The sequence below is a fragment of the Dactylosporangium sp. CA-233914 genome (genome assembly GCF_050942935.1).
In the GTDB taxonomy this organism is placed as follows: Bacteria; Actinomycetota; Actinomycetes; order Mycobacteriales; family Micromonosporaceae; genus Dactylosporangium.
Genome location: NZ_CP192030.1, coordinates 11,134,806 through 11,150,757 on the forward strand (window position 1 = coordinate 11,134,806; position 15,952 = coordinate 11,150,757).

At 68.2% G+C, this 15,952-nt stretch carries 13 protein-coding genes and 1 tRNA gene; 11 read left to right on the forward strand and 3 right to left on the reverse strand.

What is annotated here, in order from left to right:
• Positions 1 to 112: 112 nt before the first annotated feature.
• From ACQPY0_RS49525 to ACQPY0_RS49545, 5 genes are all read left to right on the forward strand, one after another.
• A complete protein-coding gene (locus ACQPY0_RS49525; protein WP_432977696.1) occupies positions 113 to 550 on the forward strand; it encodes a hypothetical protein in 438 nt (145 codons plus the stop codon).
• A gap of 18 nt (positions 551 to 568) precedes the next feature.
• Positions 569 to 973: a YjbQ family protein gene (locus ACQPY0_RS49530; protein ID WP_432977699.1), complete on the forward strand. Its 405-nt coding sequence runs from the start codon at positions 569 to 571 to the stop codon at positions 971 to 973.
• 73 nt (positions 974 to 1,046) lie between these two features.
• Complete coding sequence (locus ACQPY0_RS49535; protein WP_432977703.1) at positions 1,047 to 1,481, forward strand: NUDIX hydrolase; 435 nt, start codon at positions 1,047 to 1,049, stop codon at positions 1,479 to 1,481.
• 75 nt (positions 1,482 to 1,556) lie between these two features.
• Complete coding sequence (locus ACQPY0_RS49540) at positions 1,557 to 4,037, forward strand: transketolase C-terminal domain-containing protein (protein ID WP_432977706.1); 2,481 nt, start codon at positions 1,557 to 1,559, stop codon at positions 4,035 to 4,037.
• A 125-nt stretch (positions 4,038 to 4,162) separates the two neighbouring features.
• A complete protein-coding gene (locus ACQPY0_RS49545; protein ID WP_432977709.1) occupies positions 4,163 to 4,594 on the forward strand; it encodes a DUF3052 domain-containing protein in 432 nt (143 codons plus the stop codon).
• Between the two features lie 66 nt (positions 4,595 to 4,660).
• Here ACQPY0_RS49545 and ACQPY0_RS49550 read toward each other — a convergent pair whose 3' ends face one another.
• Positions 4,661 to 7,513, reverse strand: a complete 2,853-nt coding sequence (locus ACQPY0_RS49550; protein WP_432977712.1) for an Hsp70 family protein — start codon at positions 7,511 to 7,513, stop codon at positions 4,661 to 4,663.
• 46 nt (positions 7,514 to 7,559) lie between these two features.
• Here ACQPY0_RS49550 and ACQPY0_RS49555 point away from each other — a divergent pair, with 46 nt between their 5' ends.
• The 3 genes from ACQPY0_RS49555 (at position 7,560) to ACQPY0_RS49565 (ending at position 8,861) form a co-directional block, all read left to right on the forward strand.
• Positions 7,560 to 8,018 (forward strand): peroxiredoxin, encoded by a 459-nt coding sequence (locus ACQPY0_RS49555; RefSeq protein ID WP_432977715.1) that lies wholly within the window; start codon positions 7,560 to 7,562, stop codon positions 8,016 to 8,018.
• A 100-nt stretch (positions 8,019 to 8,118) separates the two neighbouring features.
• A tRNA-Val gene (locus tag ACQPY0_RS49560) sits at positions 8,119 to 8,190 on the forward strand.
• 254 nt (positions 8,191 to 8,444) lie between these two features.
• A complete protein-coding gene (locus tag ACQPY0_RS49565) occupies positions 8,445 to 8,861 on the forward strand; it encodes a DUF4279 domain-containing protein (protein WP_432977718.1) in 417 nt (138 codons plus the stop codon).
• A gap of 737 nt (positions 8,862 to 9,598) precedes the next feature.
• Here the strand turns inward: ACQPY0_RS49565 and ACQPY0_RS49570 are convergent.
• On the reverse strand, positions 9,599 to 11,746 hold the full coding sequence (locus ACQPY0_RS49570) for a COR domain-containing protein (protein WP_432977721.1): 2,148 nt from the start codon (positions 11,744 to 11,746) through the stop codon (positions 9,599 to 9,601).
• Between the two features lie 208 nt (positions 11,747 to 11,954).
• Between ACQPY0_RS49570 and tnpC the strand changes: the two genes are divergently transcribed.
• Positions 11,955 to 13,403, forward strand: a complete 1,449-nt coding sequence (gene tnpC / locus ACQPY0_RS49575; protein ID WP_432977724.1) for an IS66 family transposase — start codon at positions 11,955 to 11,957, stop codon at positions 13,401 to 13,403.
• On the opposite strand, the gene ACQPY0_RS49580 is transcribed toward tnpC, so the two are convergent.
• The gene (locus ACQPY0_RS49580; RefSeq protein WP_432977727.1) at positions 13,404 to 13,607 is read right to left on the reverse strand and encodes a leucine-rich repeat domain-containing protein; all 204 of its coding nucleotides are present in this window, start codon (positions 13,605 to 13,607) and stop codon (positions 13,404 to 13,406) included.
• 151 nt (positions 13,608 to 13,758) lie between these two features.
• On the opposite strand from ACQPY0_RS49580, the gene ACQPY0_RS49585 reads away from it, so the two are divergent.
• Positions 13,759 to 14,601, forward strand: a complete 843-nt coding sequence (locus ACQPY0_RS49585) for an IS5 family transposase (RefSeq protein ID WP_432977730.1) — start codon at positions 13,759 to 13,761, stop codon at positions 14,599 to 14,601.
• Between the two features lie 511 nt (positions 14,602 to 15,112).
• A complete protein-coding gene (locus tag ACQPY0_RS49590; RefSeq protein WP_432977733.1) occupies positions 15,113 to 15,589 on the forward strand; it encodes a hypothetical protein in 477 nt (158 codons plus the stop codon).
• The last annotated feature ends 363 nt before the right edge of the window (positions 15,590 to 15,952 follow it).

Genomic DNA, 15,952 nt, shown 5'->3' on the forward strand with positions numbered 1-15,952 from the left:
CAACTGCGATGCGCGACACGATACCGGCAGGTAACTTCTGTGGCTTCGCACTCTTGACGGGACGGCGACTTTGCGAGTATCTCAGGCCCGGTTGTCGGCTACCGTGCGGGCCGTGTCGGACAACTCTTCCTGGTGGCTGCTGCTGCCCTGCGGGATCGTGACGGTGGGCCTGATCGTGGCGATCGTCACGGTGATTCGCGTCGTACGCCCCGGGGCCCGCCCGGCCCCGAAGAACCCCAACGGCCCTCGGGCGGGAAACAACCGCGCGGCGGGCTCCGCGACGCACGCCGGCAGCCCGCTGGACCCCGGCTGGACGCCCGGGCCGGCGATCTTCGGATCCTTGGCATCGACGGATAATTCTGGACACTCGGGACATTCGTCGCATGATCACTGGCAGAGCCACGGCCACACGATCCACCACCACGACTCCGGCTCCTCCTGGAGCGACTCGGGATCGTCCAGCAGCGGCGACTCGGGCAGCTCCTCGAGCGACTCGGGGTCCAGCGGCAGCGACTCCGGTTCATCATCCTCCTCCTCCAGCTCGGACTGAGGCTGAAAGACTGGACCGATGCGGACGGAAGTCATCACGATCCGGACCGGCTCACGGCCGGTCGTGCGGGACATCACGCAGGAGGCGGCCAAGTTCGTCGCCAGCGAGGGCGACGGCCTGCTGCACGTCTTCGTCCCGCACGCCACCGCCGGGCTCGCCGTCATCGAGACCGGGGCGGGCAGCGACGACGACCTGCTCACCGCGCTGGACGACGTGCTGCCGGCCGACGAGCGCTGGGCGCACCGGCACGGCTCCCCCGGCCACGGCCGCGATCACGTGATGCCGGCGTTCGTCGCGCCGTACGCCACCCTGCCCGTCATCGGCGGCCGGATCGCCCTGGGCACCTGGCAGTCGATCTGCCTGGTCGACCCCAACGGCGACAACGCCACCCGCCAGGTCCGCCTGAGCTTCCTGCCGGGATGAACGTTTCGCACAGAATGCTGAGTGAACCGTGTGTCGGCGCGCCCGCAGAGGGCCCCCGCGTAAGGATTGAACCGTGATCGAGCGCCGAGTCGCCGTCGTGTTCCTCGTCGACCCCGAGGGGCGCGTGCTCATGCAGCACCGTGACCGGCACGCCAAGGTGTCGCCGAACCAGTGGGCGATGCCCGGCGGCAAGATCGAGGACGGCGAGTCGCCGCAGGAGGCCGCCCGCCGCGAGGTGCGCGAGGAGACCGGGCTGGACGCGGGTCCCATCGTGCCGTACACCGTGCGCACCCGCCCCTCGGTGACCACCGCGGACGGCGAGGTCGAGATGCACGTCTTCTGCGGCCCCACCGACGCCGCCCAGGCCGACGTGGTCGTGGGCGAGGGGCAGGCCATGGTGTTCCTCACACCCGAGGAGGCCCTCCGGCTCGACCTCGGCGTGACCGCGGCGCTGCTGCTGCCCGGGTTCCTGGCCTCGCCTCAGTACCGGACGCTGGCCGAGCGGTAGGGGCGGGAGGGGCGTTGACGGGGCGAATCGCCGGGTGCACCTGATGCGGGTGGCATCTGGTGACCGTTTTCGGCCATGCTGTCGAGCGTGACCACTCCTCAGGATCTCGACGAGCGGTTCCGTGCCGAGCTCGCCGGGCTCGTCGCCGCGACGTCCCAGAAGGACCTCGACGAGCCTGTCCGCGAGGACACCGCGCTGACCGGGGAGCAGGCGCGGGCGCTCTACGACGCCCAGTGCACGAGCCGCCACCTGGACCTGGCCGCGCGCTGGCTGCGCACCTTCGACGCCGGGTACTACACCATCGGATCGTCGGGCCACGAGGGCAACGCCGCGGTCGCGGCGGCGCTGCGCCCGACCGACCCGGCGCTGCTGCACTACCGCTCCGGCGGGTTCTACTGTATGCGCGGCGCCCAGGTGGCCGGCAGCGACCCGATCCGCGACGTGCTGCGCGGGGTGGTCGCCTCGGCCAAGGAGCCGATCGCCGGCGGCCGGCACAAGGTCTTCGGCCACGCCGACCTGCACGTGATCCCGACGACCTCGACGATCGCCTCGCACCTGCCGCGGGCCGTCGGGGTCGCCTACGCGCTGGGCCGCGGCAAGCGCCTCGACCCGCCCGGCGGCGGTCACGGCTGGCCCTCCGACGCGCTCGTCGTGTGCTCCTTCGGCGACGCCTCCGTCAACCACGCCGCCGCCACCGCCGCGTTCAACACCGCCGGCTGGTGCGACCACATCGGCCTGAAGCTGCCGCTGCTGCTGGTGTGCGAGGACAACGGGCTGGGCATCAGCGTGCGCTCCCCCGAGGGCTGGGTCGCCGCGGCCCTGTCCAGCCGCCCGGGGCTGCGCTACTACGCCGCCGACGGCTGCGACACCGCCGAGACGTACGACCGGGCCGCGGAGGCCGCGGCCTGGGTCCGGCGATACCGCCGCCCGGCCGTGCTGCACCTGAGCATGATCCGGCTCATGGGCCACGCCGGGGCCGACGCGGAGATGGCGTACCGCTCCCCCGTGGAGATCGCCGAGGACCTGGCCCGCGACCCGCTCGTGCGCACCGCGAGGATGCTCGTCGAGGCGGGCGTGGCCACCCCGGCCGAGCTGATGACCCGCTACGACGAGATCGGCTGGGACGTGCGCCGGGTCGCCGAGGAGGTGCTCGGCGAGCCGAAGCTGAGCAGCGCCTCCGAGGTCACCGCGCCGCTGGCCCCGCGCCGGCCGGTGCGGGTGTCCCGGGCCGTCGCCGACGCGGCCGCGCACCTGGCCGACGACGACCTGACCGACGGTTCCCCGGCCGATCCCGCCGACCCGGCCGAGCGCGAACTCGACGACGACCTCGAGTTCGCGCCCCTGAGCCCGGCCGCCGACCACGAGGACTCGCACGAGTGGCCCGAGCCCACCCTCGCCGAGCCCTCCGCCGCCCCGGCCCAGGCGGTGAAGCCCGTCTCCGGGACTCCCCGCAGCAACGGCAACGGCAGCGGGCACCCCGCCAGCCGCGAGGCCGCCTTCGGCGGGAAGCTGCCGGAGCGCGGCGGGCCCCTCACCCTGGCCCAGACCGTCAACGCCACGCTGACGGACGCGATGCTGTCCTACCCGCAGATGGTCGTCTACGGCGAGGACGTGGCGGCCAAGGGCGGCGTCTACGGGGTCACCAAGGGCCTGCGGGACCGCTTCGGCGCGACCCGGGTGTTCGACACTCTCCTGGACGAGACGAGCATCCTGGGCCTCGGGCTCGGGGCCGGGCTCGCCGGGATGCTGCCGGTGCCCGAGATCCAGTACCTCGCCTACCTGCACAACGCCGAGGACCAGCTGCGCGGCGAGGCCGCCACCATGCAGTTCTTCTCGCAGGGCGCCTTCCACAACCCGATGGTGGTGCGGGTCGCGGGCCTGGCCTACCAGCTCGGATTCGGCGGGCACTTCCACAACGACAACGCCCTGGCCGTCCTGCGCGACATCCCCGGCCTGGTGGTGGCCGCGCCCAGCCGCGCCGAGGACGCCGCGCCCATGCTGCGCACCTGCCTGGCCAGCGCGATCGTCGACGGCAGCGTGTGCGTGTTCCTGGAGCCGATCGCGCTGTACCACACCCGCGACCTGCACACCGAGGACGACAACTGGTGGCTCGCGGACTACGCCCCGCCCAGCGAATGGCCGGCCATCCACGTGCCGATCGGCCGGGCCCGGGCGTACAGCAACGGCCCCAACGACGACCTGACCATCATCACCTTCGGCAACGGCGTGCGGCTGTCGCTGCGGGCGGCCGCCCGGCTGGCCTCGGAGGGCGTCCACTGCCGGGTGGTCGACCTGCGGTGGCTCTCGCCCCTGCCGGTCGGCGACATCATCAAGAACGCCTCCGACACCGGCCGGGTGCTCATCGTCGACGAGACCCGCCGCTCCGGCGGCATCGGCGAGGGCGTGATCGCGGCCCTGGTCGACGCCGGCTACGTCGGTGTGGCCCGCCGGGTGGCCGCCGTAGACTCGTTCGTGCCCCTCGGACCGGCGGCCAACCACGTACTGGTGTCCGAAGAACAGATCGTCCAGGGCGCGAGATCGCTGTTGGCTCGGTGAAGCTGGACGGCCCGGTAAGTTGGACCGATACTTTTTCGATCGCATCGGTGCGCCACTTGCGTTGACGGCCCGTACTGTGTGGACTACGCGCTAACAGTGGTTGTTGCGACAGGAGGCAGTGGACAGTGAACGCGACCGCGGGTCAGGCCGAGGTGAAAAGCCTGGCGGACCGGTTCGGTGTCGAACCGGGCATGGTCGTTATGGAGATGGGGTACGACGACGACGTCGACCAGGATCTCCGCGACGTCCTGATCGACCGGTGCGGGGACCTGGTTGACGAGGAGACCGACGAGGTCGTCGACGTGGTGCTGCTCTGGTGGCGCGACGACGACGGCGACCTGGTCGAGACGCTCATCGACGCGCTCGGCCCCCTGGCGGACAACGGCGTGGTGTGGCTGCTGACCCCCAAGGCCGGCCGTCCCGGGCACGTCGAGCCGAGTGAGATCAACGAGTCGGCGCCCACCGCGGGGTTGCAGCAGACCTCCACGGTCAACGCGGGCAAGGACTGGACCGCGGCGCGGCTGGTCACGCCCCGGGCCGCCCGCTCGCGCCGCTAGCCCCAGGCCCTCGCGGCCGCGCCCTGAGCAGGCGCGGCCACCCTTCCGGGTGCTCTTCCAGCGGTACTACGCCGTGGGCAGCGGCGTGGTCCGCTTGGACGTCGACGGGGACGGGTTCGCCGAGCCCCAGCCCGAGCTGGACGTGCTCGGCTGCGGGTTCTTCGTCTTCGTCGCGGTCGGGGCGCCGCCGCCCGGCTGCCAGTCACCCGGCATGAAGACCCGCACCTGCGAGAAGCTCGCGTCCGCGGTCTTGTCCGACAGCGCGAACGCCCCCAAGTTGATCTTGCCACTGTGGAAGTCGCCGTCGGCCACCGGGCCGAACTGCACCCCGTTCACATAGACGCTGAGCTGATCGCCCGCGATCTTGAACGCCACGTACGGATCGCCGCTGGGCTTGATCTGCCACTCCCTGAGCAGCGAATCCGCCCCCGGCGGGGAATCGGTCAGCTTGTACAGCCGCAGGTGCCCGTCCTCGCAGTAGCCCAGCGCGTAGCCGCGGGCACCGGTCCGCAGCCACATGCCCGCGCAGCCCGCCGTCAGCTTGACCTTGGCCTCGATGCCGCCGTCCGTCATCGGCACGTCCAGCGGGGCCTTCAGCGTGCAGCCGATCAGCGCCGGGGCCGCCACCGTCGTCACCCGCAGCCGGTTGCTGCCGGTGTCGCAGCGGCCGCCCTCGGACTCCTCCTGGTTCTTCCAGAGCTGATCGACGCCGCCGACGCCCGGGTCCCGCCAGCCGTTGGGGACCCAGCTCGGCTCGTCCTCCCGGTTGTACGCCGGGATCGCCGTCACGCCGCCGCTCGTCCGGCCCGCGTCCGGGGAGTACGACGAACCGCTGCCGGCCTTTTCGTCGCCGCGATCCCGGTTCTGGAACACCACGTAACCGGCCAGGCCCAGGGCGACCACCAGAATGGCGATCAGCAGCGGGACGGCCAGGTTGCGGCGCGGCTTCGGGGGCGGCGGCGGCTCCTCCCTGGGCGGGGGCGCGTAGACCGTGGGCTGGGCGGCCGGGGACACGTACGCGGGGCGCGGGGGCTGGAACGCGGCCGGGCCGAGGCGCTGGGTGGCCTCCTGGCTCGTCGGGGGCGCGCTCACCGGCTGGTGGTAGGCGGCCGGGCTGACCGGACTTGCCGGAGCGCCGCTGACCGGGGCCGGCTGGACGCTCTGGGGCTGTGGTGTCCCGTAGAGCGGCGGCTGCTGGAATCCCTGGGGCTGCGGCGTTGCCTGAGGCTGCTGGAGGCCCTGGGGCTGCTGCTGGAGGCCCTGGGGCTGGGGCATGCCCTGCGGCGGCTGGGTTCCGTGGGGTGGCTGTCCTTGGGGCGCGTGGAATCCCTGGGGCCCTTGGGCTCCAGGATGGCTTTGGGCTCCGTAGGGCGCTTGGGCGCCCTGGGGCTGCGGGGCTCCCTGGGGCCACATGGGTGACTGCTGGGCGGCCCCCGGGATTCCGGCGGCCCCCAGGCCGCCTGCCGCCTGACCTGGTGCGGCTTGACCTGGCGCGGCGACTTGACCTGGTGCGACCTGACCCAGTGCGGCTTGACCTGGTGCGGTGCCGCTGGCTGCGGCCGGACCCGCGGTGCCCAGACCTCCCGCTCCGGGCGCGCCCAGGCCCGCCGCCCCTGCGCCCAGACCTCCCGCTCCGGGCGCACCCATGCCCGCCGCGCCCGCGCCCAGACCCGATGCTCCGGCCGCACTCAAGCCCGCCGCTCCCGCGCCCAGACCTGACGCTCCGGCCGCGCCCAAGCTCGCTGCTCCTGCGCCCGGTCCGGAGGCTGGGGCCGGGGTGCCGGCCGGGCCGCTCGTGGGGGCGTTCTGCGGTAGGTGAGCGGGTGCCGATGTCGGATTTTTCGGTTGTGCGACGTTCACCCAGGCTCGGAGGCTGCCCTCGGCTACGACCAGCTCCGGCTGCTCGATCACCGTCGGGGCCAGGCCCAGCTCGCGCTGCAGGAGGGTGGCCACGAGCGGCACGCGGCTGGAGCCGCCGACCAGGAACAGGCCGGCGACCTTGTCCTTGTCCATCTTGGCCCAGCGCACGACGGCCACGGTGGTGCGGACCGTCTGCTCCAGCATGCCGCGGGCCTTGTCCTCGAACTGCTCACGCGTGATCGTGACGTCGGCCGCGGCGATCGGCACGTGCAGGGCCGCGCTCGGGGTGCGCGAGAGCATCTCCTTGGCGATGCGCGCGTCGTCCCAGAGCATGCGGCGGTGGCGGCGGTCCTCGGTGCTCTGCGGGTGGTCGAGGCGGGCCCAGACCTCCGGGTCGGTGATCTGCCCGCGCGTGTGCTCGACGACGAGCGCGTCGAGGTCGAGCCCGCCGAGGTCGTCGATGCCGTCGACCGCGCGGACGTCGAAACCGTCCCCGGACCGGCTCACCAGGCTTGCGTCGAACGTGCCGCCGCCGAAGTCGTACACCAGGAGTCCCTGGTCGCTGGTGAGAGGCTTCTGCAGTACACCCGCGAAATAATGTGCGGCGGCGACCGGCTCGGGCATGAGCGCCGGTTGCGGCAGCCCGGCCAGCTTCGCCCCCTCGACGAGTGCCAGCCGCCGCGACACGCCCCAGGCCGCCGGGTGCGTCAGCGTGAGCTCGGCCACCGGCCCGCCCGCGACCCGCACGGCCTCCTGGTTGACGTGCCCGAGAACCGCCCCGATCAGCGCCGGCACCGTGACCTCACGGTCGCCGAGCAGCACGGTCCCGTCGTCGATGCGCCGCTTCGGGCTACCCTCGAACCGCGCGGGGTCCACGCGCGCGGCGTGCACCGCGTCCCGCCCGACGAGCAGCGCCCCGTCGGTCTGCGCGAACACCGCGGACGGCAGCAGCGGCGACCCGTCGAACAGCAAAGGCCGGACCCTCCCATCCGGCCACGCCAGAAGCGCGACGGTGTGCGAGGTCCCAAAATCGATGCCGAGCCGCGGCCCTGCTGCCATGCGGGCGAGTGTAGGCCCCCGGTACGACAGCTGGCATATTCGAGGTATGACAATGGATGTCGGAGATCCGGCACCGGACTTCCTGCTGCGCGACCAGAACAACCAGGAGGTGTCGCTGGGCTCCTTCCGCGCCCGCAAGGCGGTCCTGCTGGTGTTCTACCCGCTCGCGTTCACAGGCACGTGCCAGGGCGAACTGGCCGCAGTGCAGAACAACCTGGCCGACTTCGAGAACGACCGCGTCCAGATCCTGACGGTAAGCGTCGACTCCCCGTACGCCCACAAAATCTGGGCCGACCGCGAAGGCTACACTTTCCCCCTTTTGTCGGATTTCTGGCCCCACGGCGCCGTGGCCGCGTCCTACGGGGTGCTGAACGAGACCAAGGGGTACGCCAACCGCGGAACGTTCCTGATCGCCCCCGACGGCCTGGTCACCTTCGCCGAGATGGTTCCCGCCAGCCGGCCCCGCGACCAGCAGGTATGGCGAGCGGCGATCAACGCCCTGTGACACACCGGGGAGATCGTCAAGTCCGCGCAGGTCCGCCCGGCTGGGTCAAAAGGGCAGGCTTAGGTAACATCTGTGTACCCAGTCCCCGGCAAGGGGGCGGGGGCGCGTAGCTCAGCGGAAGAGCACCCGCCTTACAAGCGGGGGGTCGTTGGTTCGAACCCAACCGTGCCCACAGGTTTACGACCAAGCGTTCGCGCAGCTCAGCGGGTGTCTCGCGGGGTCCGCTCGGTCCGCTGGGCACCCTCTTTGACCGTGCTTCGCCGAGGCTTGGGGCACGCGGGGGCACGCCGAGCGGGCGATGCGTACAGGTCGCGCCCACGCCGTTCGACGGCAGGCCACGCGCGGTCGCCTTGCCCGTGACGGCGAGTGGCCTCGCTGGTGATCGTTCCGCCTCGGCCCGGTGGCGTTCGGTTGTAGATTGCCGCGGTGCGGGTTCGCCAGTATGTCTACTTCGCGCTGCGCTCCGAGCGGATCTCCGCTGTGCAGATCGCTCGGGAGATCGGCCTGGAGCCGGACGAGGTAAAGGTCCAGGGAAGCCGACTCCCGGACGTGCCGGTCCCTCGTGCACATGCCTGGCAGGTCTCCTGCCGGGACACCAACCTGTTCCTGGACGAGCAGATCAGCCGCGTGCTCGATCGCCTCGAACCGTACGCCGACCGCATCGGCGGCTGGCGGCCCGACTCGATGCCGACGAGCAGGGCATCACCGCATGTCTACAGATCGTCCGGGAGTATACGCCTGACGCGGCCGGTGAGGACCCGTCTGAGCCGAATCTGCTCGGCTGGTCGCTTGACCGCAGGACCCTGGCGTTCCTTGCCCGGACGGGCGCTGTGGTGGACGTAGACGAGTACCACTACTGAATACGCGCCGCCGCGCCGGCCGATGCCAGCGCTTGCGCCGCCAGCATGCCGATCGCGAGCGGCGTCGGAAAGGCCGCCCCCAGTTCCCAGTCCTGCAGCGGAGTCTCCCCGTATGCCGTCGGCCACCCCGCGGGAGCTGGGCGGCGCGGCCTAGCCGACGGTGTGCGGGAGCGGAGCGACCTCCCCCGAGCCTGAGGTCTCGCCCGAGGCTCAGAGCCGACTACACGCGGTCGGCGAGGCCGCGGGAGCAAACGGTCTGGACCACGACGAACATCGCGGCAGCGCAAAGAAGCAACGGCAACTCAGGAGCCGTGTTCCAGCCGCTCTCGCAGTGCTGCCACGTCGAAGCGGTCGGAAACCTGCTTTGCCGGGCCATCGTTGACGCCCCAAGTTGCGTAGCACTCGCAGCCGGGGACAGGGCAGAGCATGGTGCCGCCATCTTGTGCATAACCTGCGGTGGCGATGAGCGCGTGCGGATCGAAGGGGTGCTTGCAGTGCACGCATCCTGCGTGTCGGGCACGGCGCGGTGGTAGACCCCGCCTTGCCTGGTCGGGAAGAGCCGTTCTGCTGATCTTCTATGCTCGACACCTTAATCTGGCGCGGGCGTGAGGGGCTTGCCCTGAGCATGGCGCTTACGCTGAAACCCCGGGGAGCGGAGCGACCCCCCACGCGCCGCGGTGCGCCGCCTCCAGTGGCGCCTTGATCCTTGCCAATGCGCAATTAGAACGGAAGAACCGGCAGTCCGGGATCATAAACGCTGTAGTGCCGCGGACAAACCCAAAGGAACTCACCAGACGGAGCTTGAACCCGCTTCAATCCACCGAACTGCTGCGTTTTGTCAATCTGAAAGAGTACGTAACGGAACCCACGCAATCCAGCCCCCTCGGCGGGATTCAGGTCCCTTGTCGGGTCGATTGAGACGTTCTCACGAATTTGGAGGTTCTCCGGTAGCTTCTCCGAAAGAGTCCTCATCAGTTCAAGTTCTTGCTGCATCTTCTCTTGGTCACCTTTTGACAGCGACATGTTCGTAATGCTAGTAGCGATAGGTATTACGAGACGCAGCGTTCGAGCAAGAAGAGAGACATAGGGACCCACCTTAATCAGCCACTCTTTCGGCCGCTGAAATTGATAGGTCGCCTCGGGCCAACTATGCCACTCGGCAGTGTGCTCACACCACAGAGTAAGTCTGTAGGTATTCCGCCAAAAAGAAACTCGCTGCATCGGTGTCGGCCGGTCAGGGACTAGAGTGAACAGCCGCGGACAGTCAACGACCTCCTGACTTGTCGCGCGTAGAATTCGTCGCAGTGATGCCGCGGAATCTGCATTGTATCTTTCGACACTCTCAAGGCCTTCCGCAACATCCTTAAGCTGCTCTTGAAGCCGCTCCAACTCGGGCGCCAAGGGCGTAGCAGCGAATCCGGTTAGGAGCTTTTGCACACTGTGCTCTTGATCGCATTCAAGACAGTCGTGATGCTCTTTCCCACGCTCCCGAAGCCGAAGCAACCCCTCAAGCGCAAATCGTCCCGGACAAGGCTGGTCATTTAGCGAACCGGGACAAGGAACGACAAGCTGATAGTCAAGCCCAGGCCAACGTCTAATAAGGAGATCCTCCACGCCGTCACGGATGACATTGAAGAACAGATCGGGCGACGGAGCCCGAACCTCGACCGAGAGCTCCTTGTCGCTACGCAGTTCAATTAGCGCCTCCGAAGCGTATGCCGGAATTGCGTGCCGAAGGAAGACGCCCTGGCGCCAATGCCTGTCCGTCGACGACCGGTGGTTTCTAACGGTAAGCCATGCGATTAGGCCCGGGGCAGGCTCACTGAGGCGACAATTCAACCGAAGAGACCGAACACTTTCCGGTAACGGCTGGTCATCCCAAGGTATTTCGGGTCGCTCGTGGGGCACTAACTGAGCTACAAGGCTGGAGTCCCCGCCGTCCAGCCTGTAGGAGACGTCGAACTTCTCCATGAGCCTTAGGAAGTAGGGGTGATACTTCGCCGAGTAACTCTTTCCCCCAGGTCCATTGATCCAGATATCTTTGAGCCGCTTGTGGCTCAGGACACCATGACTCTCTCTTGTCTGCTTATCTTCGAGAACGTAGCCGATCGCCTTCGTCAGCCACTCGGGATTCAACACAACGACATCGCGCAAACCCTCATCATCGCCGTAGTAGACAATCTGACCTAGGTCATGTAGTAGGCTCGCGAACGCCGCGATCTCGTTCTCGGACAAGTTGTGCCGGCCACATGTCGAAGAAAATTCGTCGAAAGTGATCTGCGGCTCAACCAGACCCAAGGCAAGAATCTCGTCCCGCGCGGCAATCCACCTTTCGCTTACAACCTGCCCCATCTGCGGCAGCCGCGCAGCTTCCCGTGCAATGATTGACTTTAGGTCCTCGATGCCGTCGCCTGTTTCGCTATCCACGCCGCGTTGGTCCAGCAACATTTGCGGGAATTCACGCCGAAGAGAAGGATAGTTCAGTTCCGGGTTCCGCTCGGCAACGTGTGTAGCAACGATGACAGTCGCCGCGTCAGCACCGACCCGCAGACGGATTCGCCTAAGCCATCCTTCCACTTCATTCTGCTCCTGACCCTCGCGAGCATTCCACACCACGAGATAAAGAGCCCGACGCCCAAAGAAGAATTGATGTGTGATGCGGTATACTTCCTGCCCTCCAAAATCCCAGGTTCGCAGTACCACGTTGATGGCCCGGCGTGGATGGGGTAGCGTTATTTCATCGATCTCAATACCATGCGTTGTTGACCGATTCCGGATGAAAGGCTCACCGCGCAGTGCGGCAACCAGCGATGTCTTTCCGACATTCCCCTCGCCCAGCAGCAGCACTTTGGCCTCAAATTGAGGCACTCCGTCAACCAGGCTCTCCAGGAATGTGGCTATCTCAAGGGCGTCTCCGCGGCGGAAGTACTCGACCAGTGGCTCCGCCCACGGGTTTCCGTCAGGATAGAGCGACCCACCCCTTCTGAGGAAGGGTGCCAGTTCCGGCGGCGTGACTGATCAGGTGTTGGTCGGCGGGTTGACTTGACCTGCGTGGTTTGTGCTGGATCATGATCGGGTGTCCGGATCGCCGTCCATCGTGGAGCTGCTTGAGCGGCTTGCCCGGTTGGAGGCTCGGATCGGTGCGCTTGAGCGTGAGAACGGCGGGCTGCGGCAAGAGAACGCGGTGTTGCGGGCGGAGAACGCAGATCTGCGGGCCCGGCTCGGGCAGGACTCGTCGAACTCGTCGAAGCCGCCGTCGTCGGACGGCCTGGGGAAGCCGGTGCCGAGGTCGTTGCGGCAGCGGTCGGGTCGCCGCCCGGGCGGGCAGCCCGGCCATGAGGGCCGCACGCTGCGGCAGGTCACCGACCCGCACGAGCGCATCACGCATGAACCGGCCGGCTGCGGCCGGTGCGGTGATGACCTGAGTGGTGCCCCGCTGGCCGCGACGGTGGTGCGGCAGGTGTTCGAGCTGCCCGATATCGGGGTGCGGGTGAGCGAGCATCGGATTGTCTCGCGCCGGTGCGGGTGCGGGCAGGTCACCGCGGGCCGGGCGCCGGACGGGGTCGATGCCCCGGTGCAGTACGGGCCCCGGGCCCAGGCTGCCGCAGTGTATTTGCAGCAGGCGTTGTTCGGGGCGCAGGCGCGGACCGCGCAGGCGATGGCGGATCTGTTCGGGGTGGCGATGTCGGCCGGCGCGGTCGCTGCCGCGCACGCTCGTGCCAGCGACGTCCTGGCTGATTCGGAGTTTGTCGATCAGGTCCGTGACGCGCTCAGCAGCGCGAGCGTGGTCCATGTCGACGAGTCCGGGTTGCGGGTCGCGGGGCGGCTGCACTGGGTGCACGTGGCTACCACCGGCAGATACACCCTGGTATGGGTCCATCCGAAGCGTGGCCGGGCCGGGATCGACGCCGGGCAGATCATGGGCTGCATGACCGGGATCGCCGTGCACGACGCGTGGGCCCCGTACGACACCTACACCCCGGGCGGACACCAGTTGTGCTGTGCGCATCTGCTACGCGAGCTTGCCGCCGCCGGCGAACTGGCACCCGAGGCGGTGTGGCCCGGACAAGCGACAGACGCGCTGCTGGCACTCAAGACCGCCGCTGACACCGCCCGCGCCGCGGGCCGGACCGGGATCGACACAGATCTCCTCGCGGAGCAGACCGGCTTGTTCCACCAGGCCGCCCTGGTCGCGGTCAAGGACCACCAGCACGAAACCTGCAAGACCGGCCGGAAACTGGCCGCCCTCGCCCGGCGGATGCGCGACCGGATCGACGACTACCTGCGCTTCGCGACCGATCTGCGGTCCCCGTTCGACAACAACACCGCCGAGCAGCAGATCCGCATGGTCAAAATCCGGCAGAAAGTATCCGGCTGCTTACGCACCCTCGACGGAGCCCAGCAATTCACGCTGATCCGCTCCTACCTCGCCACCGCCGCCGCGCACGGCCGCAACATCATCAACGCCCTCACCGAACTCGCCACCGGCCATCCCTGGCTACCCACCGCCGCAGCCACCACCTGATCAGTCACCCGGCGGCAGGCTGGTTAGACGGTTGTACCCAATCCTAAGCGACTGCAAACTCGTCAGATTGGCAACTTCAGAGGGAATGCTGGACAAATAGTTGTTGCTCAAGTCCAGCGTTTCAAGTTTGGTAAATTCTGACAACTCTGAAGGGAATTCCGCAAACTTGTTGTTACTTAAGTTCAGGTACGCGAGCCCGGTCATGGTCCGCAAGACACGCGGCAATTGAGCGAGATTTCTGCCAGAAAGGTTTAGAGGCCACGCAAATAGGTCGGTGAGGACCGGGCGGGCAGAAGACGGGCACAGGCATCAGTGATCATGAAGGTTCCTACACCGAGTGATCATTGGAACGCCTGTGCCCGCTGTCCCATCATGGCTGAGCGACCCCTTGTGGGACCAGTTCGCCGCGCTGCTGCCCCCACGACCCGCCACCGATCCGAGCCACCCCCTCGGTTGCCACCGCCGGCGCATCGCTGACCGGATCGTGTTCGACAAGCTCCTGCAAGTGCTCCGGTTCGGCTGCTCCTACGAGGGCATCGCCGACACCACCTGCTCAGCCACCACGATCCGCAACCGCCGCGACGAATGGATCAGCCTCGGCCTGTTCACCCAGCTCAAAACCATCGTCCTGGACGCCTACGACCGCATCGTCGGACTCCTGCTCGACGACCTGGCCGTCGATGGCTGCATCACCAAAGCGCCCGGCGGCGGCGAGGTCGCCGGCCGATCCCCGGTCGACCGCGGCAAACAAGGCATCAAACGCTCGACGATGGTCGAGGCCCGCGGCATCCCCCTCGGCCGGGTCCTGGCCGGCGCCAACCGTCACGACAGCCCACTGCTGGAACCCACCCTGGACCAGCTCGACGACCTCGGCCCGCTGCCCGACGACATCACCGTGCACCTGGACGCCGGCTACGACTCAGCCGCCAGCCGCACCGTCCTCACCAAACGCGGATTCACCGGCGAGATCGCCCGCAAAGGTGTCAAAGCCCCCATCCAGGCCAGCCGGCGCTGGCACGTCGAACGCACCAACGCCTGGCACAACGCCTTCAACCGGCTCCAACGCTGCTACGAACGCAAGGAAAATGTCATCAACGCCTACTTCGACCTCGCCGACGCGATCATCACCGTACGCAGCCTTATCCGCCAGGCATGGACCCTCTACCGCTGGGACACCCGTCCCACCCGCCGACCATGAACGCCCACCTATTTGTGCGACCTCTTAGTACGCCGGTATGGCGCGCGGCTCGGATGTCACTGCTGTGCAGTCCCTGATTCTCACCGGTCATTGATCTTCCTCGCAGTTGGCAACGTATCGGAGTGAACCGTCGCGGGCGCTCCGGAAGCTAGCAACCGTCTGGCCCAACTGCTCCACCCGAGTGAGCAAGGAATCCTGGCCGAAAGGTTAGGGCTCAGCGGTTATCGCCCGCCGGCACGCGAAGTCAGCCCTAGGAAAGGCAGACAACTGGGCTTTCGCACCTGGCCCGAGCGATCAGACCCGTGCACGGCAATGCTTACGGCAACCGCCTTGAAACACTGGCAAGAACGCACCGTGGATATTGGACCATACGGCAGCCGCACGGCAACGGATCCGGGCAGTCCGATCGGCGTCCTGGCGGCGCGGGTATGCCCGCGGCGGAAGCGCTTCACGTCAGGGACTGATGATCTGCAGTTGGCGGCCGGCGCAACTTCTGAAGTAGTGTTGATATGTGGCCGCTGCTCCGTTGGAATCAGTTCCCTTCTCCGAACTGCTGCGCCAGCCGGTCGAGACGACCGAGCGTCTGACGCGCGTCCGCGCAGTACGGCTCCGGCGGCGGGATGCTGCAGACCTCGTGTTGATGTCGGCCGAGCGCGCCGAAGCGGAGGCCGAGGTGATCGATGTGACCTCGCGGCTGCTCGCGGGGGTCGCCCGTCGCGACCCAGCTCTCCTGCGCGAGGTACTGCCAAATGCGCTGCCCTGGGTTCGCTTCCTGCCCACAGCCGACATCGATGCCCTGGCGGCGGAACTGGTCTCCACCACCGAGGCGGCTGCAGCGATCGGCAATACTGCGGCAGTGTCGCAGTTACTGGTCGAGTGGCGGCACACCGCCGAGATTCATGCCGACCCAGACCTGCACCGAGCGCTGACGGCGCAGCCACTCGACGACTTCGGACCGGTGCCCATACCCAGACCGGAGGCGCCATGAGCACCAAACGCGGCGACCGAGCGGCCCGCCGCCGCGTACTGGCGGCTGCACGCTGCGTTTCGCGTCCAACGACGCCGCCAAAGGCTGGGAAGAACTCTGCCAGCAGGCCGCGGCGAACACCCGTGCGGCGTTCGACGCGGTCGAGGCCGACCCCTGACCCACCGCGCCCAGCAGTCGGCAGCACCCGCTCAAAGGCTGCCTGTCGACCGACACACACGGTGGACGGCCCCTGGCCCAGTGGCAGTACGAGGTCAGCGCAGGCGGCCGGCCGTGTCTGGCACCTCGTCGATCACGAGGCGCACACATGCTGGATCAAGCACGCCGGCACCGGTCATCCGAAAGCCACAGACTGACCCCTGTCAG

Excerpts from the sequence above, each read along its gene's own strand:
- ACQPY0_RS49530 (WP_432977699.1), top strand. The coding sequence starts at position 569 with ATGCGGACGGAAGTCATCACGATCCGGACCGGCTCACGGCCGGTCGTG.
- ACQPY0_RS49540 (WP_432977706.1), top strand. The coding sequence starts at position 1,557 with ATGCTGTCGAGCGTGACCACTCCTCAGGATCTCGACGAGCGGTTCCGT.
- ACQPY0_RS49550 (WP_432977712.1), bottom strand. The coding sequence starts at position 7,513 with ATGGCAGCAGGGCCGCGGCTCGGCATCGATTTTGGGACCTCGCACACC.
- ACQPY0_RS49555 (WP_432977715.1), top strand. The coding sequence starts at position 7,560 with ATGACAATGGATGTCGGAGATCCGGCACCGGACTTCCTGCTGCGCGAC.
- ACQPY0_RS49580 (WP_432977727.1), bottom strand. The coding sequence starts at position 13,607 with ATGACCGGGCTCGCGTACCTGAACTTAAGTAACAACAAGTTTGCGGAA.